The following is a 21,615-nucleotide window of genomic DNA, read 5'->3' as shown; positions in this document are numbered from 1 at the left end:
TGTCAGCATGGCCCGCGGCGGGAGCACGCCGACCGGCGCCCATGCCGAAAAATGCGATTATTGCCGCGGCGTGTACATGATCACGGCGATGCCGATCAGATTGTAAGTATGGATGATGGCCGTGGTCCGAAGCTGGCGCCGCTGGAGTTGACCGCCGAGGAACGGGAGGCGCTACGGGGGCTGGCGCGGCGGCCGAAGACGGCGCAGGCGTTGGCGGTGCGGGCGCGGATCGTTCTCGCCTGCGCGGAGGGCCTGTCCAACAGCGAGGTGTCGCGTCGGCTTGCTGTGTCGCTACCGACGGTCGGCAAGTGGCGTAAGCGGTTCGTGGCCGATCGGGTGGACGGGCTGCGCGACGAACCGCGTCCGGGCGCGCGCCACGGAAGATCGGCGACGCCCAGGTCGAGGCGGTGATCACGAAGACCCTCGAAGAGCCGCCACCCAATCAGGACAGTCATTGGTCGACCCGGTCGATGGCCGCGGCGGTGGGGCTGAACCAGACCGCGGTGTCGCGGATCTGGCGGGCGTTCGGCCTCAAACCGCACCAGGTTCAGAGTTGGAAGCAGTCGACCGACCCGCTGTTCATCGACAAGGTCCGCGACATCGTCGGGTTGTACCTGGACCCGCCGGAGGCCGCCATGGTCCTCGCCGTGGACGAGAAGTCGCAGATCCAGGCCCCGGATCGGACCGCGCCGATGCTGCCGATGATGCCCGGTGTCCCGGGCCGGGTGACCCACGACTACGTCCGCCACGGCACCACTAGCTAGGAGACCCGCTCGCCGCGCAACTCGGCGACCGCCACCTTCGCCGCCTGCGCGATCAGCGCGTCGTCGTACGAGGCGTCCTTGTCGTCCCGCCGGGACAGCACGGCGAGCACGATCGGGTCGCCGCCGGTCGGCCACACGACGGCGATGTCGTTGCGGGTGCCGTACCCCCCGGTGCCGCTCTTGTCGGCGACCTCCCACCCGGCGGGCACCCCGGCCCGGATCAACGTCGCCCCGGTCGCGTTGCCCTTGAGCCAGTCCACCAGCACGGCGCGGTCCTCCGCGGAGAGGGCGTCGCCGAGCGCGTACGCCCGCAGGTCCGTCGCCAGGGCCCGCGCCGTGCTGGTGTCCCGGACGTCGCCCGGGGTGGCCGCGTTGAGGTCGGGCTCGACACGCGCGACCTCGGTGACCCGGTCGCCGATGCCGCGCAGCGCCCGCTCCAGCCCCTCCGGCCCGCCGAGCCGGGCCAGCAGCAGGTTGCCGGCGGTGTTGTCGCTGTACCGCACCGCCGCGTCGGCCAGCGCGCGCAGCGTCATGCCGTCCGCGACGTGCTTGCCGGTGACCGGCGAGTACGGCACCAGGTCGCTCATCTTGTAGCGCACGACCTCGTCGAGCTGCGCCGACGACGTCTCGTCCAGCACGGCCGCGGCGGCGAGGGCCTTGATCGTGGAGGCGTAGGCGAAGCGCTCGTCGGGGCGGTACGCGACGGTGCGGCCCGATCCCGTGTCCACGGCGTACACGCCGAGCCGGGCGCCGAAGCGGGCCTCCAGGCGGCCGAAGCCCGGGTCCGGCGAGCCCGTCGCGGCCGGGCCCCCGGACGCGTCGGCGGTGGAGGCCGGTGGCGCGGGAGCCGACGGGGTCGGGGTGTCGGTGGACGTGCAGGCGGCGGGCGCGGCGAGCGCCAGGGCGGCGCAGGCCGAGGCGGCGCGGCGCCGGACAGAGAACGTCATCCCCGTGGTTCCCTCCGTGAAACGCTCCCAGCGGAAGCGTGTCGACAGGGTCACCGTACGCGCACACCGGCGACACCACGGGGCGGATGACCCCGAACAGGCGGACGGGGGGGACGCCGCCCCCGTCAGAGGGCGACGACGGCGGCCGTCTCCGCCGGCAACTCCAGTCCGTCGCGCATCACCGTGACCCCGGTGCCGGTGGTCAGCAGCACGCTGCGCACCACCCCGGGCAGGTTGACCCGCTGGGGCTTGCCGGCGAGGTTCGCCACCACGAGGCACTCGCCCCGCCGCACGAGCAGGAACTGGTCGCCGTGGCGGACGTCGACGGCGTGCAGCCGGGGGTCGGACAGGTCCGGCCGGCTCTTGCGCAGCGCGATCAGCCGCCGGTAGAAGTCGTACGTCCGGCGGTGTTCGGGCTTGTCCAGCTCGGCCCAGTCGAGCCGGGAACGCAGGAACGTCTGCCGGTCCTGCGGGTCCGGCACCTTCCCCGCCGGCCAGCCGTGGGCGGCGAACTCACGCCGCCGGCCGGCGGCCACCGCCGTCGCCAGCTCCGGCTCGGGGTGGCTGGTGAAGAACTGCCAGGGGGTGCTGGCCGCCCACTCCTCGCCCATGAACAGCATCGGCGTGAACGGGGCGGTGAGCAGCAGCGTCGCCCCCACCCGCAGCAGCCCCGGGGACAGCGTGGCGGAGAGCCGGTCGCCGGCGGCCCGGTTGCCGACCTGGTCGTGGTTCTGCAGGTACGCCACGAAGCGGTGCCCCGGCACCCGCTGCCGGTCGACCGGGCGGCCGTGGCTGCGGTTGCGGAAGCTGGACCAGGTGCCGGCGTGGAAGTAGCCGCCGGTGAGCACGTCGGCCAGGCTCTCCAGCGAGCCGAAGTCGCCGTAGTAGCCCTGCCGCTCCCCGGTGAGCAGGGTGTGCAGGGCGTGGTGGGCGTCGTCGTTCCACTGGGCGTGCAGGCCGTACCCGCCGGCCTCGCGGGGGGTGATCAGCCGGGGGTCGTTGAGGTCGGACTCGGCGATCAGCGACAGCGGCCGGCCCAGGTGGGTCGACAGCGACTCCACCTCGATCGCCAGCTCCTCCAGCAGGTGGGTGGCCCGAGTGTCCGGCATCGCGTGGACGGCGTCCAGCCGCAGGCCGTCGACGTGGTAGTCGCGCAGCCACATCCGCACGCTGTCGACGACGTAGCGGCGCACCTCGTCCGACTGCGGGCCGTCGAGGTTGACCGCCCGGCCCCAGGGGTTGCTCCGCTCGCTGAGGTAGGGGCCGAACGTCGGCGCGTAGGCCCCGGAGGGCCCGAAATGGTTGTAGACGACGTCGAGGATCACCCCCAGGCCCTTGGCGTGGGCCGCGTCGACGAGGCGCTTCAGCCCGTCGGGCCCGCCGTACGGCTCGTGCGGGGCGTACCAGCAGACGCCGTCGTAGCCCCAGTTGTGCTCGCCGTTGAAGGCGTTGACCGGCAGCAGCTCGACCATGTCGACGCCGAGGTCGACGAGGTGGTCGAGGCGGTCGATCGCCGCGTCGAAGGTGCCCTCCGGGGTGAACGTGCCGACGTGCAGCTCGTACAGGACGCTGCCGGGCAGCTGGCGGCCGGTCCAGGCGGCGTCGGTCCAGTCGAAGGCGCCGTGGTCGTAGAGCCGGCTCGGGCCGTGCACCCCCGCCGGCTGCCAGGCCGAACGGGGATCGGGCAGCGCCCGGTCGGAGTCGTCGAGGACGAAGGCGTAGTCGGTGCCGGGGCCCGCGCCGGGCACCTCCGCCCGCCACCAGCCGCCCGGCACGGAGATCATCTCGCGGTCGCGCCCGCCGGGCAGGCGCAGCCGGACGCGGGCGGCTTCGGGCGCCCACACCGTGAACTCGGTCATCGTGCCTCCACGGACTCGGCGGGCGCCAGCAGCGCGACGGGGAAGGTGGCCAGGAGGTCGGAAAGCAGCAGCTCACCGCCACTGTAGACCCGTCCGGTGAACACGTCAGCAACCTCGTTGCCGGGAAGTGACAGGACGGTGTCGCGCCAGCCGCCGGCGCGGGCCAGCCCCAGCGGCAGCCGGGTGGCCACGGCGAGCGCCCCGCCCCGGTCGAAGGCGACGGCGTGCGGGGCGGCCGGCCCCCGCGCCGGCACCGGCCGGTAGCCGGCGAACAGCTCCGGGCGGGTCCGCCGCAGCCGCAGGGTGCGGGAGACCACGAGCAGCTTCGCCGCGCCCGTGGCGTCCACCGACGGCCGCCAGCCGGCGTCGAGCCGGGCCAGCAGGTCCCGGCGTACGGCGAAGTCGACCGGGCGGCGGTTGTCCGGGTCGACCAGGGAGTTGTCCCACAGCTCGGTGCCCTGGTAGGTGTCGGGCACCCCGGGCATGGCGAGCTGGACGAGCTTCTGGCTGAGGGAGTTGGACCAGCCGGGCGGGGTGATCTCGGCGGCGAACGCGGTCAGCTCGGCGTGCAGCGCGGCGTCGTCGTACAGGCGGTCGACCACGGCGTGCAGCGCCCCCTCGAAGCCGGGGTCGGGGTCGACCCAGCTCGTGGCAACGGACGCCTCGCGGGCGGCCTTCTCGACGTACGCGTGCAGCCGCTCGCGTTCGATCGGCCAGGCGCCGACGGCGGTCTGCCAGAGCAGGTGGGCGAAGGCCGGGTCGGGCAGCGGCGCCGCCGCCGTCCACCGGGCCACCAGCTCCGCCCAACGCCGCGGCAGCTCGGCCAGGACGGCGAGCCGGGCCCGCACGTCCTCGCCGCGCTTGGTGTCGTGGGTGGACAGGGTGGTCATCGCCGCCGGCCAGCGGGCCGCCCGGGTGGCGGCGAACCGGTGGAACTCGGCCGGCGGGGTGCCGAAGTGGGCGGGGCTGCCGCCGACCTCGTTGAGCGCCACGAACCGGCTCCACCGGTAGTAGGCGGTGTCCTCGACGCCCTTGGCCATCACCGCGCCGGACAGCTGCGGAAACCGCCAGGCCAGCTCGTCGCGCGGGTCGCGCAGCCGCCGGGTGAGGGCGTCGAGGGCGGCGGCCAGGTCGGGGCGGCGCCGGCCGGCCTCGGCGCGGGCGGCGGCGAGGTGACCGTCCTCGTGCGGCGGGTAGCTCCGGTAGACGGGGAAGCAGGCGGCCAGCTCGGCGAGCGCGGCGCGGGCCGCGGCCGGGTCCACCTCGGGGGCGAGGGCGGCCAGCCGGGTCAGCTCGGCGGCGAGCAGCCGGGTGGCCGCCGCCAGCTTGGTGTCGTGGGTGAGGTCCGGCCAGGAGGTGCGCCGCCCGGTCAGCGTCGCGTCCAGCGCGGTGAAGTCCGCCTCCGCGTTGGGGTCGACGAAGAGCCCGCTCACCGCGGCGAGGGCCTCGTAGCCGGTGGTGCCGTCCACCGGCCAGTCCGGTAGGTCCTCGCCGTACTCCAGGATCTTCTCGACGACGAGCCAGGCGCCGGGGGCGGCCGCGCGCAGCCGGGCCAGGTAGCCGGCGGGGTCGCGCAGCCCGTCGGGGTGGTCGACGCGGATGCCGTCGACCTCGCCGGCCGCCGCCCAGCGCAGCACCTCCGCGTGGGTGGCGGCGAAGACCTGCGGGTCCTCCACCCGCAGCCCGGCCAGGTCGGAGATGGCGAAGAACCGGCGGTACGTCAGCTCGCGGTCGCCGCGCCGCCAGGAGACCAGCTCGTAGTGCTGCCGGTCGTGCACCTCGCGGGGGCCGCCGTCGCCGGTGCCGTCGGCGATCGGGAAGCGGTGCTCGTGGTAGCGCAGCTCCCCGTCGACGATCGTGAGGTCGTCGAGGGCGTCCGGGGTGTCGGCGAGCACGGGCAGCAGCAGCCGGCCCCGGTCCCAGTCGATGTCGAACCAGCCCGCGTGCGCCGAGGCGCGGCCCCGGCGCAGCACGTCCCACCAGGCGGGGTTGGCGGCCGGCCGGGCGACGCCGGCGTGGTTGGGCACGATGTCGACGACCAGGCCGAGGCCGGCGGCGCGCAGCGCGGCGACCAGCCGGCGGCGGCCGGGCTCGCCGCCCAGCTCGGGGTTGACCGCCCGGTGGTCGACCACGTCGTAGCCGTGCTCGGAGCCGGGGGCGGCGGTGAGCAGCGGCGCGCTGTAGAGGTGGGTGACGCCGAGGTCGGCGAGGTAGCCGGCCAGGTCGGCGGAGGCGGCCAGGTCGAACCCGGGGCGGACCTGCACGCGGTACGTGGCGCCGACCGGCGGGGCCGGCTCGGCGGGGCGGGCGCCGGAGGGCATGGTCAGGCCGTCCTCTCCAGGACCACCAGGGAGCGGTCCGGGACGTGGATGCTGCCGCCCGCCTCGACGAGGGTCGGTTTCTCCGGGTCGGGATCGGCGGTGCTGATCACCAGCTCCCACCGCCGGCCGAACTCCTCCCCGGGCAGGGTGAACTCCAGCGCCGCGTCGTGGGCGTTGAAGCAGAGCAGGAACGAGTCGTCCCGGTGGCGCTGGCCGTACGGGCCGCGCTCGCGGATGCCGTCGCCGTTGACGAACAGCGCCACCGAACGGCCGAAGTCGTTGCCCCAGTCCTCGCCGGTCATCTCCCGGCCGTCCGGGGTGTACCAGGCCAGGTCGGGCAGGCCCGAGCCGGCCGCCCGGCCGCCCACCGGCAGGCCGGTGAAGAACCGGCGGCGGCGGAACACCTGGTGCCGGCTGCGGAACGCGACCAGCCGCCGGACGAACTCCAGCAGCGACTCGTCGGTCCGCGCCCAGTCGACCCAGGCCAGCTCGCTGTCCTGGCAGTAGGCGTTGTTGTTGCCGCGCTGGGTGCGGCCCAACTCGTCGCCGTGGCCGATCATCGGCACGCCCTGGGACAGCAGCAGGGTGGCCAGGAAGTTGCGCCGCTGCCGCGCCCGCAGGGCCAGCACGCCGGGGTCGTCGGTCTCCCCCTCGACGCCGCAGTTCCACGACCGGTTGTGGCTCTCGCCGTCCCGGTTCTCCTCGCCGTTGGCCTCGTTGTGCTTGTCGTCGTACGACACCAGGTCGGTCAGCGTGAAGCCGTCGTGGCAGGTGACGAAGTTGATGCTGTGGAAGGGGCGGCGGCCGTCGTCCTGGTAGAGGTCGGCGGAGCCGGAGATCCGGGAGGCGAACTCGGCGAGGGTGGCGGGCTCGCCGCGCCAGAAGTCCCGCACGGTGTCGCGGTACTTGCCGTTCCACTCGGTCCACATCGGCGGGAAGTTGCCCACCTGGTAGCCGCCGGGCCCGACGTCCCACGGCTCGGCGATCAGCTTCACCTGGCTGACCACCGGGTCCTGCTGGACCACCTCGAAGAACGTGGAGAGGCGGTCGACCTCGTAGAACTCGCGGGCCAGGGTCGCGGCGAGGTCGAAGCGGAACCCGTCGACGTGCATCTCCTGCACCCAGTAGCGCAGCGAGTCCATGATCAGCTGAAGCGAGTGCGGGCTGCGCACGTTGAGGCTGTTGCCGGTGCCGGTGTAGTCGACGAAGCAGCGCCGGTCGTCCTCGGAGAGCCGGTAGTAGCTGGGGTTGTCGACCCCCTTGAAGCTGAGCGTCGGGCCGAGGTGGTTGCCCTCGGCGGTGTGGTTGTAGACCACGTCGAGGATGACCTCGATGCCGGCGGCGTGCAGCGCCCGTACCATGCCGCGGAACTCCTGCACCTGCTGGCCGAGGCGGCCGGTGGCGGAGTAGCCGTGGTGCGGGGCGAAGAAGCCGATCGAGTTGTAGCCCCAGTAGTTGCGCAGCCCCAGGTCGGCCAGCCGGTGGTCGTGCACGAACTGGTGCACCGGCATCAGCTCGATCGCGGTGACCCCGAGCCGGGTCAGGTGCTCGATCATCGGCGGCGAGGCGATGGCCGCGTACGTGCCGCGCAACTCCTCGGGGATGCCGGGGTGGCGCATGGTCAGGCCGCGCACGTGCGCCTCGTAGATCACCGAGTGGTGGTACGGGGTGCGCGGCGGCCGGTCGTTGCCCCAGTCGAAGTACGGGTTCACCACGACGGACCTCGGCACGTACGGGGCCGAGTCGATCTCCGACATCCGGTCCGGGTCGCCCAGGTCGTAGTCGTAGACGGCCGGATGCCACTCGACGTCCCCGTCGACCGCCTTCGCGTACGGGTCGAGCAGCAGCTTGTGCGGGTTGCAGCGCAGCCCCTCGGCCGGGGCGTACGGGCCGTGCACGCGGTAGCCGTACCGCTGCCCCGGCTCGACGCCCGGCAGGTACGCGTGCCAGACGTAGGCGTCGACCTCGCGCAGCTCGATCCGGCGCTCGGCGGCGGCGTCCCCGCCGTCGAACAGGCACAGCTCGACCCGCTCGGCCACCTGTGAGAAGATCGCGAAGTTGGTGCCCATCCCGTCGTAGGTCGCCCCGAGGGGATACCGCTCGCCCGGCCAGACCTGCATGTTGCTCCTTCGCGCGATGAGGAGCGCCCGGACGGGGGCCGCCGGCGCGCACGCCGCTATTGCCCAGCCGACCGTCGGCCCAATCCACCCGTTCGGACCATCACCAGATCCGCCCACCTGACCCCGATCGGATGTTCGGGTGTCTTCGGCCACGGGCGGCTCCCTCGAGATGCGTTTCCGCCCCGGATGCCCTTTCCTTGATGCGGGCGTCCGCGCCCGGCCCACCCGGCCCTCGGTCGTCCCCACCGTTTCCCGTTACCGCCGCCGCTGCTGTCGGCGCGCCCCACCCTGCATGGACGGAGTTTGATGTGAGCACCCCGCGGTCCGGCGAGCCCACCGCCACCGCCACCGACCGGGCCTGCCGGCCGGTACCCACCTCGCGGCCCTCGATCCCGCAGCCCGCCGGCTCCGGCCCGGCGCCGGGGCCCCAGCGCATCCTGATGCTGTCCTGGGAGTACCCGCCGGTGCTCGTCGGCGGCCTCGGCCGCCACGTCCACGCCCTCTCCGTCGCCCTCGCCGCCGCCGGCCACCACGTCACCGTCATCACCCGCCACGCCCCGGCGCACCCCTCGAGGAATACGCCGACGGCGTCCGCATCCTCCGCGCCCCCGAAGACCCCGTCGCCTTCCCCCTCGCCACCCCCAGCCTCCTCGCCTGGACCATGGCCTTCAACCACACCCTCACCCGCACCGCCCTCCGCGCCACCGAAGCCGACACCTACGACGTCATCCACGCCCACGACTGGCTCGTCGCCCACACCGCCATCACCCTGCGCGACCACCTCGACCTCCCCCTCGTCACCACCATCCACGCCACCGAAGCCGGCCGACACCAGGGCTGGCTCCCCGACGAGATGAACCGCACCATCCACGGCGTCGAACACTGGCTCAGCACCGAGTCCAACCGGGTGATCGTCTGCTCCGGCTACATGCGCGACGAGGTGACGGCGCTGTTCGGCGTGCCGACGGCACGGGTCGACGTGGTGCCCAACGGCGTGGAGTCGCAACGCTGGCGCGTCCCGGCCGCGGCGGTGACCTCCGCCCGGGCCCGGTTCGCCGGCGACGGTCCCCTCGTCACGTTCGCCGGCCGGCTGGTCTACGAGAAGGGGGTGCAGCACCTGCTCGCCGGGCTGCCCCGGCTGCGCGAGCGGCACCCGGGGCTGCGCGCGGTGATCGTCGGCGACGGGCCGTACAAGCCGGAGCTGGAGGCCGACGTGCGCCGGCTCGGCCTCGGCGGCGCGGTCAGCATGCCGGGTTTCCTCGGCGGCACCGACCTGCCCGCGGTGATGGCCGCCTCGGACTGCTTCGCGGTGCCGAGCATCTACGAGCCGTTCGGCATGGTGGCCCTGGAGGGCGCGGCGGCCGGCGCGCCCCTGGCCGTCGCCGCCACCGGCGGGCTCGCCGAGATCGTGGAGCCGGGCGTCACCGGGATGACGTTCGCGCCGCAGGACCCGGACGGGCTGGCCGAGGCGGTGCACGCGCTGCTGTCGGACACCGACCGCGCCCGCGCGCTGGCCCGGCGGGCCCGCGCGCTGGTGCACCAGCGGTACGGCTGGGCGTCGATCGCGCAGCGCACCGCAGCGGGGTACGCGGCGGCGATCGCGACGACGCCGGCGTTCACCGCCGAGCGGGCCGCCCGGCGGATGGCCGACGGCCACGCCGCGCCGCGGATCGCCGAGGGCAACCTGCTGGCCGCCGCGGGCCTGCGGTGAGGAAGGGCCGACCGGGCGGGACACGCGAACGGGCCGCCCACCCCGCACGGGGTGGGCGGCCCGCCGTCGTCGTGGAAGCTGCGGTCAGCGCTCGGCGGCCGGAACGTACGCCCGCTCGGGGGACCCGGTGTAGACCTGCCGCGGGCGGCCGATCTTGGTCTCCGGGTCGTTGAGCATCTCGCGCCACTGGGCGATCCAGCCGGGCAACCGGCCGAGGGCGAAGAGCACGGTGAACATCTTCGTCGGGAAGCCCATGGCCTTGTAGATCAGGCCGGTGTAGAAGTCCACGTTCGGGTAGAGCCGGCGGGAGACGAAGAAGTCGTCCGCCAGGGCGATCTCCTCGAGCTGCGTCGCGAGGTCCAGCAGCGGGTCGGGCTTGGCCATCCGGCCGAGCACGTCCTGGGCGGCCTGCTTGACGATGGCGGCGCGCGGGTCGTAGTTCTTGTAGACCCGGTGGCCGAAGCCCATCAGCTTCACGCCCTCCTGCCGGTCCTTCACCTTCTGGACGAAGGCGCGGACGTCGCCGCCGTCGGCCTGGATGCGCTCCAGCATCTCCAGCACGGCCTGGTTGGCGCCGCCGTGCAGCGGCCCGAACAGCGCGTTGACGCCGGCCGACACCGAGGCGAAGAGGTTGGCGTTGCTGGAGCCGACCAGCCGCACGGTGGACGTGGAGCAGTTCTGCTCGTGGTCGGCGTGCAGGATGAACAGCATGTCCAGCACCCGGGCCATCACCGGGTCGACCTCGTACGGCTCCGCCGGCACGCCGAACGTCATCCGCAGGAAGTTCTCGACGTACCCGAGGGAGTTGTCCGGGTACAGCAGCGGCTGGCCGATCGACTTCTTGTAGGCGTACGACGCGATGGTCGGCACCTTCGCCATGAGGCGGACCGTCGACATCTCGACGTGCTCCGAGTCGAACGGGTCCAGGCTGTCCTGGTAGAAGGTGGAGATGGCGCTGACGGCCGAGGAGAGCACGGCCATCGGGTGGGCGTCGCGGGGGAAGCCGTCGAAGAAGCGGCGCATCTCCTCGTGCAGCAGCGAGTGCCGCCGGATCCGCTCGCTGAACTCGGTCAGCTGCTGCTGGCTCGGCAGCTCGCCGTAGATCAGCAGGTAGGAGACCTCCAGGAAGGAGGACTTCTCCGCCAGTTGCTCGATCGGGTAACCCCGGTACCGCAGGATGCCCGCGTCACCGTCGATGTAGGTGATCCCGGACGAGCAGGCCGCGGTGTTGACGAAACCGGGGTCGTACGTGGTCATCCCGGTTTCCTTCAGCAGCTTGCCCACCACGATCCCGCCGGGGCCCTCGACCGCCGCCTGCACCGGCATCGAAAGCTGCCCACCGGGGTGATCGAGCTTGACTTCCGTCATGTGGTTCCTCGCTTCGCCGGCAGATCTACTTTGAAATTGCCTTCGCTTCACCGTAAACACGGTTGCGGGGACACCGCCCGCCGTGGTTCGGCGGTGAGGTATGCGTCACCCGATTCCCGACCAGCACCTGGGGAAACCACGCCGGCCGGACGAGGCGAGGAAACGGGGCGAACCACTACAAAGGGTTCCGGGTCGCGTACGAGGCGTCAGCAGCCCACCACCAGCCGAAACTCTCAGGAAAGACTCAGGTGGCGCAGCTCGCCGCCGGCGGCGACCCGGTAGACGTCCAGCCGGTTGTCACCGGCACGGAACAGGGAGTCGTCGGTCAGCAGCGCGGCGAAGCGGCGGCCGCCGGGGTCGCGCGGCACCACCGGCACGACGGCCCCGACCCGGCCGTTGACCGCCACGGCGAGCAGCGTGCCGTCGGGGACGTCCGGCGGGACCGTGCCCCAGACCAGGGCGGGCAGCTCGCCGCTCGCCGGATCGACGGCGCGGAACGCGGCGAGGTCGGCCACCCGGGCGGTGCCGCCGCCCGGCCGCTCCCCCACGGCCGCGCCGACCAGCGCGGGCGGCCGCGGCGCCGGCGGCGGGGCGGGCACCCCGCCCGGGAAGGCGACCGGCTCGCCGGGGCGGTCGTAGAACCGCTTGTCGGCGCGCTCACGCGGGGGCTGCCGGGCGGAGCGCCCGTCGACGTGCCAGGGAATGCGCACCCCGGCGGCGTCGGCGACGGTGGGCAGCAGGTCGACGTGCTCCCAGTTGCGGTCGTCGACCCGGCCGGCCCGTTGGCCCGGTTCCTTGACGAACATCGGCACCCAGGCCACCTCCCCGGCCGCCGCCCGGATGGCGTCCATCCCCCGACCCTGGAAGCCCTTGGCGAAGCTGACCCCGTGGTCGGCGGTGACCACCAGCAGGGCCCTGTCGTACAGGCCGGTGGCGCGCATGGTGCGCAGCGTCTCGCCGATCAGCCGGTCGGTGTAGGCGAGCTGCGCCAGGTGCCGCTGCCGGGCCAGCTCCACCCAGCCGTCCCCGTCGTTCGGCAGGTCCTGCGGGGCGTCGTACCGGGCCCCGGACGGCAGGTACGCCCACGGCGGGTGCGGCATCAGCAGGTGCAGGAAGTGCAGGGCGGGCCGGTCGCTCGGGCGCAGCCCGGCGAGGAACGTGGTGAACCGGGCCGGCTGGTTGTCGTTCAGGTTGGCCCAGCGGAACTTCGGGTCGGCCGGCGTCGGCTCGGCGGCGTCCAGGCCGGCCTCGGCGGCGGTCAGCTCGCGGTAGGACTCCTCCGGGTCGATCCGGCTGTCCACCGGGGCGGCGAGCTGGCGCAGCAGCCTGCCGCTCTCCCGGACCAGGGTGCCGAGCCCCTGCGCCGGACTGGCCGGCTGGTCGCAGCGGCTGGGCGGGCAGAGCCGGGTGATGCTCTCCTCGGCGTGGACGTCGTACAGGCCGCCGAGGGCGGTGAACAGGTTGTCGGGGTACTGCGAGTAGTGCGGCGCGACGGGCCGCGCGGGGTACCGGCCGGTGAGCATGGCCGGCAGCGCGTACGGCGTCCAGCCGCTGACCCCGGTCGCGTTGCGGTACCAGGTGGAGCCCGCGGCCAGCTCCGCGAAGTGCGGGTAACGGGTCGCGTCGATCCGGCCGTCCGGGCCGAGGAGGGAGACCAGCGGCAGCTCGTCGAGGATCAGCATGACCACCGGCGGGTGCTCCCCCGGCCCCGCCACCCCGCCCGCGCCGGCGTCCCCGCGCGGCAGCACCACCGCCGATGCCGGGGAGGCGAACAGGAACAACGCCACGAAGACCAGCGGCCCGGCCGCGGCCACCCGCAGCACCCGGCCCGGCCCGCGCCACCGACGATGCGCCGCCGCGCCGACCGCCCCGACCACCCCCGCCGCCACCAGCAGCGGTACGCCCCGCAGCGGCGTCGCCTGGCGCCCCGCCTGGACGGCGAGGGCGGCGAACAGCAGGCCCACCAACCCGGTGTGCACCGCCGCCCGGACGACCCGCCCGGCCAGCCGACTCGCCGCGCCGAGCAGGGCGAGCGGCAGGGTCGGCGCCAGGGCGACCAGCGCCACCAGCGCCAGGATCTCGGCCTGGGTGGCCCGGTGGAACAGGAAGAAGTCGGGGCTGCGGCCGAGCACGTCGAGCACCGGCTGGGTGACGACCAGCCCGACCAGCGCGACGATCTCCAGCAGCCGGGGCAGCTCGGCCCGCCACCAGGGCGGGCCGGGGCGGACCCGGCGGCCGGCGGCGCCGGGGGCGCGAGGGTCAGCTCAGCCACCCACCACCGCCTGGTACAGCGTCCGGGTGCCGCAGGGCAGCTCGACCCGCCGCTCGATCCGGCACCGGGCGGCGAGCAGCCGCGCGAACTCCTCCGGGCGGTAGTCGCCGAAGAGACCGGCCGGCTTGTTGGCCAGCAGGCGCTGGGCCATCGGATCGTCGGGGTGGACGAACTCGACCACCAGCCGGCCGCCCGGCGCGCAGGCGGTGGCGAACTGGTCGACCACCTCGGCCAGCGGCACGTTGCGCCCGATCGCCAGGTGGTGGACCACCGCCAGGGCCAGCACCAGGTCGGCGCGCGCCCGGGCGGCGAAGCCGGCCCGCTCGACCCCGCGCCAGCCGCCGCCGGGCGACGGGTCGGCCAGGTCCATCACCAGTGGCAACACCCGCCGCTCGTGCGTGCCGCGAAGCGTCGCGTACAACTCGTCGACCACGGCCGGGTCCTGCTCGACGGCGACGACGTAGCGGGCGTGCCGGGCGGCCATCCGGGCGTACCAGCCGTCGTTGGCGCCGAGGTCGAGCACCAGGCCGGGACGCGGGCCGGCGGTCAGCGCCGCCTCGACGAACCGTTCCTTGGTCGCCCGGTCGCGGCCGGAGTAGGTGCAGGTGCGCTGGTAGTCGGCCCAGTGGGTGCGGGCGGCGCGGGGCCGCAGCCGACGGACCAGCCGCTCGATGCGGCGCACGGCGGCCAGGGTCAGCTCCCGGGAGTACCCGGCCGTGCGCAACTGGGCCCGGACGTCGCTGGCGGTCGCGGCGGCGTGCCGCCGCTGCATCGCCCCGTGCAGGTGCACGTGGGTGGGCACACCGGGCAGCAGCCGGCGGGCACCGCCGAACAGCCGGCGCATCTGCTCGGGCGGGATGCCGTCGACCTGGGCACGCAGCAGGGGCTGGAAGTCCACGCCCAGGTGCGCGGTGAGCAGCAGCGGATAGAGCATCGTCTGGCAGAACTGCCGGTACCCGGCCCACGGCTCGCCGTCGCGGGCGGGCTCGAACGAGCCGACGTCGATGAACACCGGCCGGGCGCCGCGCCACTGCAGGTTGTAGGCCGACCCGTCCTTGGTGGTGAAGCCGGCCGGCAGCGCCGCGCGCAGGATCTCCAGGTGCAGCAGCGCCGCGTCCCGCAGCATGCCGAACGACCACTCGTACGGGTGGGAGACGAACGGGATACGTTCGTGGCGCAGCACGGCCGCCCACAGCGTGCCGTCCGGGGCGGGAAACGCGGCCGGCTCGACCGGCTCGGTGCCGCACACCTTACCCGTGGCGAGCAGGGGCGGGAAGAAGGCGCTGGCGGCCAACGCCTGCCACTGCTCGGCCGCCCGGGCGCGCAGGCCCCGCAGCACCTCGCCATCGGTGTAGAAGACCCGGTTGTCGGGGTCGCGGAACGAGCCCGGTTCGACCCGGACGTCAATGTCGGGGACGGTCATCCGGCGCGCCCGGTCAGGGCCGGTCGGTGGGCTGCCGGCGGAACCGGGCCGTCAGCCGGCGCCAGTAGAGCTTGGCGGCCACCGCCGCGCCGGCCGCCCCGCCGACCACCGCCTGCACGATCAGGCTGCCGGATCCCGCGTCCAGGTAGGCCAGGTGCATCACGGCCGTTTCCTTCCCCTCGCCGTCGTGTGGGACCGGCCACCCGGGCGCGTCACGCTGGGGCGTTTCGCACAGGAACGCCGGACTTGTCTCTTTGCCACCGTACGCCGCCCGGCCCTCCCGCGTGGGCCACACGGATCACCCGGTCCGCGTCCGTTTCGTTCAAGACGCCCCGGCGGGCCCCGCCGTACGGTCCGGGCATGACACCTCGCTTCGACCTGATCGGCATGGCGGTCGTCGACCTGGCCCGCACCCTCGACTGCTACCGGCGGCTCGGCCTGGACATCCCAGCGGGCGCCGAGGCCGAACAGCACGTGGAGGTCACCCTCGACGGGGGCGTACGACTGGCCTGGGACACGGTCGAAACGGTCCGCACCTTCGACCCGGGCTGGGCCCCGCCCACCGGCAGCCCCCGGGTCAACCTGGCCTTCCGCTGCGCCGATCCGGCGGAGGTGGACCGCCGCTGGGCCGAGCTCACAGATGCCGGGTTCCACGGCCACCGCGCGCCGTGGGACGCGTTCTGGGGCCAGCGGTACGCGGTCCTGCACGATCCGGAGGGCAACGGCGTGGACCTGTTCGCCCCGCTACCCGCCACCTGACCGCCCGCCCCGCCCCCGCCCCGCCCCGTCCCCATCCCCGCGCCCACCCCGCCCCCGCCCGCGCCCCGCCCCGCCCGCGCCCCGCCCCGCCCGGCCGCCGACGCCGTCGATCAAGAGGTTTGCGTCAGGATCGGGCGCCCGGCAGACAGAAAGCTCTTGATCGACCGCCCCCAGGGGGCACTCCGGGCCGGGCGGGGCAGGGGCCGACCGGCGCCCCGGCCGCCAGCCGGGCGGTCACACGCGCGCCGAGCGGGTCGGCTCCGCCGACCGCGCGCAGCCGGTCCCGCGCCAGCGACTCCAGGACGTCGGCGACCCGGCCGTCGCCGATCCGCTCGGCCGGCGCGGCGGCCGCCGGCCCCCACAGGTCGGCCAGCGGTACCCGCAGGTCGCGCAGCTCGTGCGCGGGCACCCCGAGCACGGCCGGCCCGGTGCCGGGCGGCAGCCGCAGGCCCACCCAGCGCTCGCCCGGCACGCTCGTCGACAGGTGCGCCGTGCGGTCCGGGCCAGCGACGAGCAGCCCATGCCGGCTCGACCAGAGCAGGTCGACGCACCCGTCGGGCAGCACCCGGACGGGCCCGGCGCCGGCGCTGACGCTCTCCCACCCGACCGCCCGCCGACCGCGCGGCTGGCCCACTCCCGGTACACGGCCCCACCCTGCCCCGCCCCGAGCTCGGCGCCCCCTGCCCCCGCGGCCCCGAACGCGGCGCCCCGAACGCGGCGCCCCCGAACGCGGCGCCCCCGACGATCATGGAGTTGACGGCCGCCGCGAGGCGCGGTACCGCCGCCAACCCCATGATCACCGGGTACCTGTGGGCTCCGTGGCCGCCGGCAGCCGCACCGTGAACACCGTCCGGCCGGCCGGCTCGTCACCTCGACCCGGCCGTGGTGCGCCTCCACCACGGCCGCCACGATGGCCAGCCCGAGGCCCGTACTGCCGTGCGCCCGCGAGCGGGAGCTGTCCCCGCGGGCGAACCGCTCGAAGACCTCGCCCTGCAGCTCGGCGGGGATGCCGGGGCCGCCGTCGGCGACGCTGAGCGCGACCCCGCCGGGCACGGCCGCGAGCCGGGTGGTGACCGTCGTCCCCGGCGGGGTGTGCACCCGCGCGTTGGCCAGCAGGTTCGCCACCACCTGGTGCAGCCGGGCGGCGTCGCCCGGCACGACCAGTTCCGCCTCGGGCAGGTCGAGCTGCCAGCGGTGCTCGGGGCCGGCGACGTGCGCGTCGCTGACCGCGTCGACGACGAGGGCGGTCAGGTCCACCGGCTCCACGGCGAGGGGGCGGCCGGAGTCCAGCCGGGCGAGCAGCAGCAGGTCGTCGACGAGGCTGGTCATCCGGGTGCTCTCCGACTCCACCCGGCGCAGCGCGTGCGCCACGTCGGGCGGGACCCGGTCGCGGCCGCGCCGGGCCACCTCGGCGTACCCGCGGATCGCGGCCAGCGGCGTACGCAGCTCGTGGCTGGCGTCGGCGACGAACTGGCGTACCCGGGTCTCGCTGGCCTGGCGGGCGGCGAGCGCGGCGGCGACGTGCCCGAGCATCCGGTTGAGCGCGCCGCCGACCTGGCCGACCTCGGTGCGCGGGTCGGTGTCGGCGGCCGGCACCCGCACCGACAGGGCCACCTCGCCCCGGTCCAGGGGCAGCTCGGTGACCCGGGTGGCGGTGGCGGCGACGCGGCGCAGCGGGCGCAGCGTGGCCTGGATGATCAGCGCGCCCAGGGCGCCGGCGACGAGCAGGCCGGCGCCGGCGACCCCGGCCTGGGCGAGCACCACCGCCCAGAGGGTCTCCTCCACCTCGTTCAGCGGCAGCGCGAAGACCAGCACCGCGCCGTCGGCCGCCGGACGGGCCACGGCCCGGTAGTCGCCCTGCGCGTCGAGGTCCACCGTGCGGGGCTGGCCGTCCGCGGGCAGCCGGGCCAGCGGGGCGGCGGTGTCGGTCGCGAGGGCCTCGGTCGGGCCGGTCGAGGTGCGGATCCGCGCCTCGTCGACCCGGCCGTCGACCAGCCGCACGGCGATCGACCCGGGCGGGTATCCGGGCGGCGGCTCGATGTCGCGGGACGGCAGGGGCGCGCCGCGCGGCCGGTCGCCGCGCCAGCGATCGAGCCGGTCGCCGGCGGTGAGCTGTGCGTCGACCCGGCCGACCAGGAAGTGCCGCAGGGCCACGGTGGTCAGCCCGCCGATCGCGACGGTGACCAGCGCGAGCAGCGCCACCACGGCGGCCACCAGCCGGGTACGCAGCGAGCGGCCGGCCAGCCAGCGACGCAGCCGGTCAGTCCGCCGGCTTGAGGACATACCCCGCGCCCCGCAACGTGTGGATCATCGGCGGCCGCCCCACGTCGATCTTCTTGCGCAGGTACGAGATGTACAGCTCGACGACGTTGGCCTGCCCGCCGAAGTCGTAGTTCCAGACGTGGTCGAGGATCTGGGCCTTGCTCAGCACCCGCCGGGGATTGCGCATCAGGTAGCGCAGCAGCTCGAACTCGGTCGCGGTGAGGGTGATCGACTGCCCGCCCCGGCGCACCTCGTGGCTGTCCTCGTCCAGGCGGAGGTCACCGACCGTAAGCACCGCCTCCTCGCGGGCGGCGACCGCGAACCCGGAGCGGCGCAGCAGCGCCCGCAGCCGGGCGATGACCTCCTCCAGGCTGAACGGCTTGGTGACGTAGTCGTCGCCGCCCACGGTGAGCCCGGCGATCCGCTCCTCCACCGCGTCACGGGCGGTGAGGAAGAGCACGGGCACGGTGGGGCTGTGCTCGCGCAGCCGGCGCAGCACCTGGAAGCCGTCCAGGTCGGGCAGCATCACGTCGAGCACCACGGCGTCGGGCTGGAACTGCCGGGCGGTGTTGAGGGCCGTCGTCCCGGTGCCCGCCGTGCGGACCTGCCAGCCCTCGTAGCGCAGGGCCATCGAGAGCAGGTCGGCCAGCGTCGGCTCGTCGTCGACCACCAGCACCCGGACCGGCTCGCCGTCCGGTCGCCGCAGCTCGATGCGGCCCTGCGCGGCCTGTCCCTCCATGACCATGCCCCCATCGTGGGACGGCGGCCTGTGCGCCACCTCGGCAGACCCTGTGTACCAGCTGTGCGCGCGGGGTCGGGCCCGGCCGGGCGGGTCACTCGGTCATGCCGAGCGGATCGGTGCGGAGGAAGCGCATCGTCCAGGTGCCGCTGGCGTCCCGCCGGTCACGCTCGTAGAGATGGTCGGCCTGGGCGCCGGCCGGCGCCGCGGAGCCGGCCGGGTGGCGCAGCACCCACCGCGACGGCGGCGCCCCGTCCGGCCCGGCCGGCACCTCCCGCACCAGGTCGTGGGCCGGTCCGCCGACGAAGCGTACGGTCACCTCGGCCATCGCCCCTCCGTCCCGCCGTCGGCCGGGATCGCCCCCTTCCGACGGACGCTACCGCACGGGCCGGGCCGGCGGGGGGCGCGGACCGGGTCGGTTTGCCCTGTTGAGGGGCCGGGTACGGGGCGGAAGGCGGCAGGCGAGGCGAGGAGCGGTCGATGAGGACGCTGGACGGGCGGTACGAGCTCGAACAGCGCGTCGGGGTCGGTGGGACGTCGGAGGTCTGGCGGGCCCACGACACGGTGCTGGACCGGCCCGTCGCCGTGAAGCTCATCACCCCCGGCCGCGACGAGGACGGCTCGGTGGAGCGGATCCGGGCCGAGGCCCGCTCGGCGGCCCGCCTGGTGCACCCGAACGTGGCCAGCGTGCACGACTTCGGCACCGCCGCGGCGCTGCCCGGGCAGGCGGTGCCGTTCATCGTGATGGAGCTGGCCGAGGGCGAGACGCTGGCCGTGCACCTGCGCTCCGGGCCGCTGGACTGGCGGATCGCGGTGCGGGTGTGCGCCGAGGTCGCCGCGGCCCTGGCCGCCGCGCACGCCCACGGCATCGTGCACCGCGACGTGAAGCCGGCCAACGTGATGCTCACCCCGACCGGGGTGAAGGTGCTGGACTTCGGCATCGCCACCCCGGCCGGCGCCGACGACGGGATGCCGGACGGCATGGTGGTGGGCACCCCGGCGTACCTGGCTCCGGAGCAGTTCGAGCGGCGGCCGGCGACCCCGGCCGCCGACATGTACGCCCTCGGCGTGCTGCTCTACTACTGCCTGGTCGGCCGGCTGCCGTACCCGGCGGACAGCACGACCCAACTGCTCGGGGCGCGCCGCCGGCAGCCGCCGGAGCCGCTGCCCACCATCGACGGCCTGCCGCCGGAGGTCGCGCAGCTGTGCCGGCAGCTGATGGCCGACGACCCGGCGCGCCGGCCCGCCAGCCTGATGGCCGCCCTGCTGCTGGCCGAGGCGGTGGACGCCCGGGTGTACGTGCCGATGCTGGCCGTGGCGCCGCCCCGGCAACGCCGCGAGCGGGTGTCCCCGTGGACCGCGCAGGCGGCGGCCGAGGCGACGCAGGCGGCGGCGCCCGGCGAGGCCCCGGCCGACCCGGCTCGGCGGCGGGCGTCCTGACGCCGCCGGCACCCCGCCCGACCGCGTGGCGGACCCGGCCGATCGCCTCCCGGCCGGCCCCGGACGGCCGCGGTTTCGCCGGCTCCGGGTCGGGTAGCCGGGCGGGTGACTGAGGGGGGAACGCGATGCCGGATCCGAGTTCCTGGCTGCACGAGGCCACCGCGACGGCCGAGGGCGGTCACGTCCGTACCGACGACGGGGGGCTGTCGACCGCCCTGGCGTCCCCGCTGGCGCCGCACTGCACGGGCCTGACGCCCGAGCAGCTGCTGGCCGCGGCGTTCGCGTCCTGCCTGCACCACGCGGCGGTGGAGGCGGCCGGGGAGATCACGGACGAGGCGCACACCGTCCAGGTCCGGGCCGAGGCCCGGCTGGGCCGCGACGACGACGGCCGCTACCGGGCCGACGTGCACGCCTCCATCTCCTCGGCCGGGCTGACCCGGCAGCAGCTCGCGGAGCTGGTCGAGCACGCCGACCGCCTCTGGCCGTTCTCCAGCGGCGACAACACCCGGCACCGGCTCACGGTCACGCCGGCCGAGGTGGGTCGCCGCTGACCGCGGGGGCCGCGGTCCGCCGCGTGCCGCCCGGCACCGTACGGCCGGGCCGCCGCCTGTCGCCGCTGCGCCCCGTGGCCCCGCCGGCGCCGGCCCGAGCCGGCCGGGGCGGCGCTCACCAGCGGAAGCTCGCCACCACGGCCCGGTGGTCGCTGGCCGGGGTGCGTACCACCCCGGCCGAGGTCGGGGTGAGCCCCCGGTAGAGCACGTGGTCGGGGCGGGTCACCGGCAGCCCGGCCGGCCAGGTGAAGCCGAAGCCCTGCCCGGCGTCGGCCTGGGCGTCGCGCAGTAGCCGGGCCAGCGGCGCGAAGACCCGGTCGGTGGTGGCGGTGTTGAGGTCGCCGAGCACCACCAGGCGCGGGGCGGCGTCCGCCCGTACGGCCGCGGCGAGCTCCCGCACCGTCTCGTCCCGGGTGGCGGTGTGCCCGGCCCGGGCCGACCCCAGGTGCGCCACGTAGACCACCAGGTCGCCGTCGGGCGTGGCGACGACGGCCCGGAGGGCACGCGTCCAGCCCAGCCCGGTGTCCACGCCCGCGTACTCCCGCACGGGGTACCGGCTCCACAGCGCGACGGTGGTGACCGCGGCGTGGTGCGGGTACCGCTCGCGCAGGGCCCCGGCCACCCGGTCGTCGCCGTCGACCTCCTGGAGCGCGATCAGGTCGGCGCCCCCGGCCGCGAGGCTGTCCACCGTCGCCGCCGGGTCCGGGTTGCCGGCGCGCAGGTTCTGGCTGGCGACCCGGAGCGTGACCGGGCCGGAGCCGCCGGCCGGCGGGAGCAGGGCCCGGCCGTAGAGCACCGCCCACACCGTCGCCGGGAGCAGGACGGCCAGCAGCGCCAGCCGCGAGCGGCGCAGCAGCCCGGCGACCGCGAGGACCGGCACGGCCAGGCCGAGCAGCGGCGTGACGCTGTCGAGCAGGCTGCCCAGGCCACGCAGGTTGGGCACGGCCCGGTGCCCGGCCAGCACGGCGGCGAGCAGGACCGCGAGCACGGTCAGCAGCAGGCCGCGCCGGCCACGGAGGCGGGCGCTGCCGGCCGCCTCGTCGGTCGTGCTCTTGGTCACCGCCGCCGATCGTACCGAC

General features: G+C 75.2%; 15 protein-coding genes and 4 pseudogenes. 6 read left to right on the top strand and 13 right to left on the bottom strand.

Features of this window, described 5'->3' with window-relative positions; translation table 11 throughout:
* Positions 1-108: 108 nt before the first annotated feature.
* A pseudogene (locus tag JD77_RS22785) lies at positions 109-761 on the top strand (IS630 family transposase); the annotation flags it as partial.
* Here the strand turns inward: JD77_RS22785 and bla are convergent.
* The 4 genes from bla to glgX form a co-directional block, all read right to left on the bottom strand.
* On the bottom strand, positions 761-1,711 hold the full coding sequence (gene bla / locus JD77_RS22780; RefSeq protein WP_145776099.1) for a class A beta-lactamase: 951 nt from the start codon (positions 1,709-1,711) through the stop codon (positions 761-763). The pseudogene JD77_RS22785 and the gene bla overlap by 1 nt on opposite strands.
* Before the next feature lie 125 nt (positions 1,712-1,836).
* Positions 1,837-3,570: a malto-oligosyltrehalose trehalohydrolase gene (treZ, locus tag JD77_RS22775; protein WP_145776098.1), complete on the bottom strand. Its 1,734-nt coding sequence runs from the start codon at positions 3,568-3,570 to the stop codon at positions 1,837-1,839.
* Complete coding sequence (gene treY / locus JD77_RS22770; RefSeq protein WP_145776097.1) at positions 3,567-5,891, bottom strand: malto-oligosyltrehalose synthase; 2,325 nt, start codon at positions 5,889-5,891, stop codon at positions 3,567-3,569. Before treY ends, treZ begins: the two co-directional genes overlap by 4 nt.
* A gap of 2 nt (positions 5,892-5,893) precedes the next feature.
* Positions 5,894-8,011: a glycogen debranching protein GlgX gene (glgX, locus tag JD77_RS22765; protein ID WP_145776096.1), complete on the bottom strand. Its 2,118-nt coding sequence runs from the start codon at positions 8,009-8,011 to the stop codon at positions 5,894-5,896.
* A gap of 131 nt (positions 8,012-8,142) precedes the next feature.
* Between glgX and JD77_RS35595 the strand changes: the two are divergent.
* Both JD77_RS35595 and JD77_RS22760 read left to right on the top strand, forming a co-directional pair.
* Positions 8,143-8,589 (top strand): annotated as a pseudogene (locus JD77_RS35595) (glycogen/starch synthase); the annotation flags it as partial.
* Between the two features lie 17 nt (positions 8,590-8,606).
* The gene (locus JD77_RS22760) at positions 8,607-9,722 is read left to right on the top strand and encodes a glycosyltransferase family 4 protein (RefSeq protein WP_425463596.1); all 1,116 of its coding nucleotides are present in this window, start codon (positions 8,607-8,609) and stop codon (positions 9,720-9,722) included.
* An 84-nt stretch (positions 9,723-9,806) separates the two neighbouring features.
* On the opposite strand, the gene JD77_RS22755 is transcribed toward JD77_RS22760, so the two are convergent.
* From JD77_RS22755 to JD77_RS32420, 4 genes and pseudogenes are all read right to left on the bottom strand, one after another.
* Positions 9,807-11,090, bottom strand: coding sequence for a citrate synthase (locus JD77_RS22755; protein ID WP_145776095.1), 1,284 nt, complete (start codon positions 11,088-11,090; stop codon positions 9,807-9,809).
* Positions 11,091-11,323: 233 nt separating this feature from the next.
* A pseudogene (locus tag JD77_RS22750) lies at positions 11,324-13,300 on the bottom strand (sulfatase-like hydrolase/transferase); the annotation flags it as partial.
* 54 nt (positions 13,301-13,354) lie between these two features.
* Positions 13,355-14,785 (bottom strand): class I SAM-dependent methyltransferase, encoded by a 1,431-nt coding sequence (locus JD77_RS22745; protein WP_145776093.1) that lies wholly within the window; start codon positions 14,783-14,785, stop codon positions 13,355-13,357.
* 13 nt (positions 14,786-14,798) lie between these two features.
* Entirely contained in the window at positions 14,799-14,948 is a 150-nt protein-coding gene (locus JD77_RS32420) for a hypothetical protein (protein ID WP_170286514.1), read from the bottom strand.
* Positions 14,949-15,145: 197 nt separating this feature from the next.
* Here JD77_RS32420 and JD77_RS22740 point away from each other — a divergent pair, with 197 nt between their 5' ends.
* Complete coding sequence (locus JD77_RS22740) at positions 15,146-15,544, top strand: VOC family protein (RefSeq protein WP_145776092.1); 399 nt, start codon at positions 15,146-15,148, stop codon at positions 15,542-15,544.
* 124 nt (positions 15,545-15,668) lie between these two features.
* On the opposite strand, the gene JD77_RS22735 is transcribed toward JD77_RS22740, so the two are convergent.
* The 4 genes and pseudogenes from JD77_RS22735 to JD77_RS22720 all read right to left on the bottom strand — a co-directional run bounded on the left by JD77_RS22735 (position 15,669) and on the right by JD77_RS22720 (position 18,873).
* Positions 15,669-16,109, bottom strand: coding sequence for a DUF6597 domain-containing transcriptional factor (locus tag JD77_RS22735; RefSeq protein WP_342799689.1), 441 nt, complete (start codon positions 16,107-16,109; stop codon positions 15,669-15,671).
* Positions 16,110-16,340: 231 nt separating this feature from the next.
* Positions 16,341-17,827, bottom strand: a pseudogene (locus JD77_RS22730) (sensor histidine kinase).
* On the bottom strand, positions 17,805-18,545 hold the full coding sequence (locus JD77_RS22725; protein ID WP_145777726.1) for a response regulator transcription factor: 741 nt from the start codon (positions 18,543-18,545) through the stop codon (positions 17,805-17,807). The pseudogene JD77_RS22730 and the gene JD77_RS22725 overlap by 23 nt, the downstream one beginning before the upstream one ends.
* Positions 18,546-18,639: 94 nt before the next feature.
* Positions 18,640-18,873 carry a hypothetical protein gene (locus JD77_RS22720; RefSeq protein WP_145776091.1) on the bottom strand — a complete coding sequence of 78 codons (234 nt, stop codon included), beginning with the start codon at positions 18,871-18,873 and terminating at the stop codon, positions 18,640-18,642.
* Between the two features lie 152 nt (positions 18,874-19,025).
* On the opposite strand from JD77_RS22720, the gene JD77_RS22715 reads away from it, so the two are divergent.
* Positions 19,026-19,985, top strand: a complete 960-nt coding sequence (locus JD77_RS22715) for a serine/threonine-protein kinase (protein WP_145776090.1) — start codon at positions 19,026-19,028, stop codon at positions 19,983-19,985.
* A 125-nt stretch (positions 19,986-20,110) separates the two neighbouring features.
* A complete protein-coding gene (locus tag JD77_RS22710; RefSeq protein ID WP_145776089.1) occupies positions 20,111-20,536 on the top strand; it encodes an OsmC family protein in 426 nt (141 codons plus the stop codon).
* 115 nt (positions 20,537-20,651) lie between these two features.
* On the opposite strand, the gene JD77_RS22705 is transcribed toward JD77_RS22710, so the two are convergent.
* Entirely contained in the window at positions 20,652-21,596 is a 945-nt protein-coding gene (locus tag JD77_RS22705; protein ID WP_246140851.1) for an endonuclease/exonuclease/phosphatase family protein, read from the bottom strand.
* Positions 21,597-21,615 lie beyond the last annotated feature (19 nt).

This window comes from Micromonospora olivasterospora (assembly GCF_007830265.1).
Lineage (GTDB): Bacteria > Actinomycetota > Actinomycetes > Mycobacteriales > Micromonosporaceae > Micromonospora > Micromonospora olivasterospora.
This window is presented reverse-complemented; position numbering and strand designations above follow the sequence as displayed.

Coding starts and splice junctions, on each gene's coding strand:
- bla (WP_145776099.1), bottom strand. CDS start 1,711: ATGACGTTCTCTGTCCGGCGCCGCGCCGCCTCGGCCTGCGCCGCCCTG.
- treZ (WP_145776098.1), bottom strand. CDS start 3,570: ATGACCGAGTTCACGGTGTGGGCGCCCGAAGCCGCCCGCGTCCGGCTG.
- treY (WP_145776097.1), bottom strand. CDS start 5,891: ATGCCCTCCGGCGCCCGCCCCGCCGAGCCGGCCCCGCCGGTCGGCGCC.
- glgX (WP_145776096.1), bottom strand. CDS start 8,011: ATGCAGGTCTGGCCGGGCGAGCGGTATCCCCTCGGGGCGACCTACGAC.
- JD77_RS22755 (WP_145776095.1), bottom strand. CDS start 11,090: ATGACGGAAGTCAAGCTCGATCACCCCGGTGGGCAGCTTTCGATGCCG.
- JD77_RS22745 (WP_145776093.1), bottom strand. CDS start 14,785: ATGACCGTCCCCGACATTGACGTCCGGGTCGAACCGGGCTCGTTCCGC.
- JD77_RS22740 (WP_145776092.1), top strand. CDS start 15,146: ATGACACCTCGCTTCGACCTGATCGGCATGGCGGTCGTCGACCTGGCC.
- JD77_RS22725 (WP_145777726.1), bottom strand. CDS start 18,545: ATGGAGGGACAGGCCGCGCAGGGCCGCATCGAGCTGCGGCGACCGGAC.
- JD77_RS22720 (WP_145776091.1), bottom strand. CDS start 18,873: ATGGCCGAGGTGACCGTACGCTTCGTCGGCGGACCGGCCCACGACCTG.
- JD77_RS22715 (WP_145776090.1), top strand. CDS start 19,026: ATGAGGACGCTGGACGGGCGGTACGAGCTCGAACAGCGCGTCGGGGTC.
- JD77_RS22710 (WP_145776089.1), top strand. CDS start 20,111: ATGCCGGATCCGAGTTCCTGGCTGCACGAGGCCACCGCGACGGCCGAG.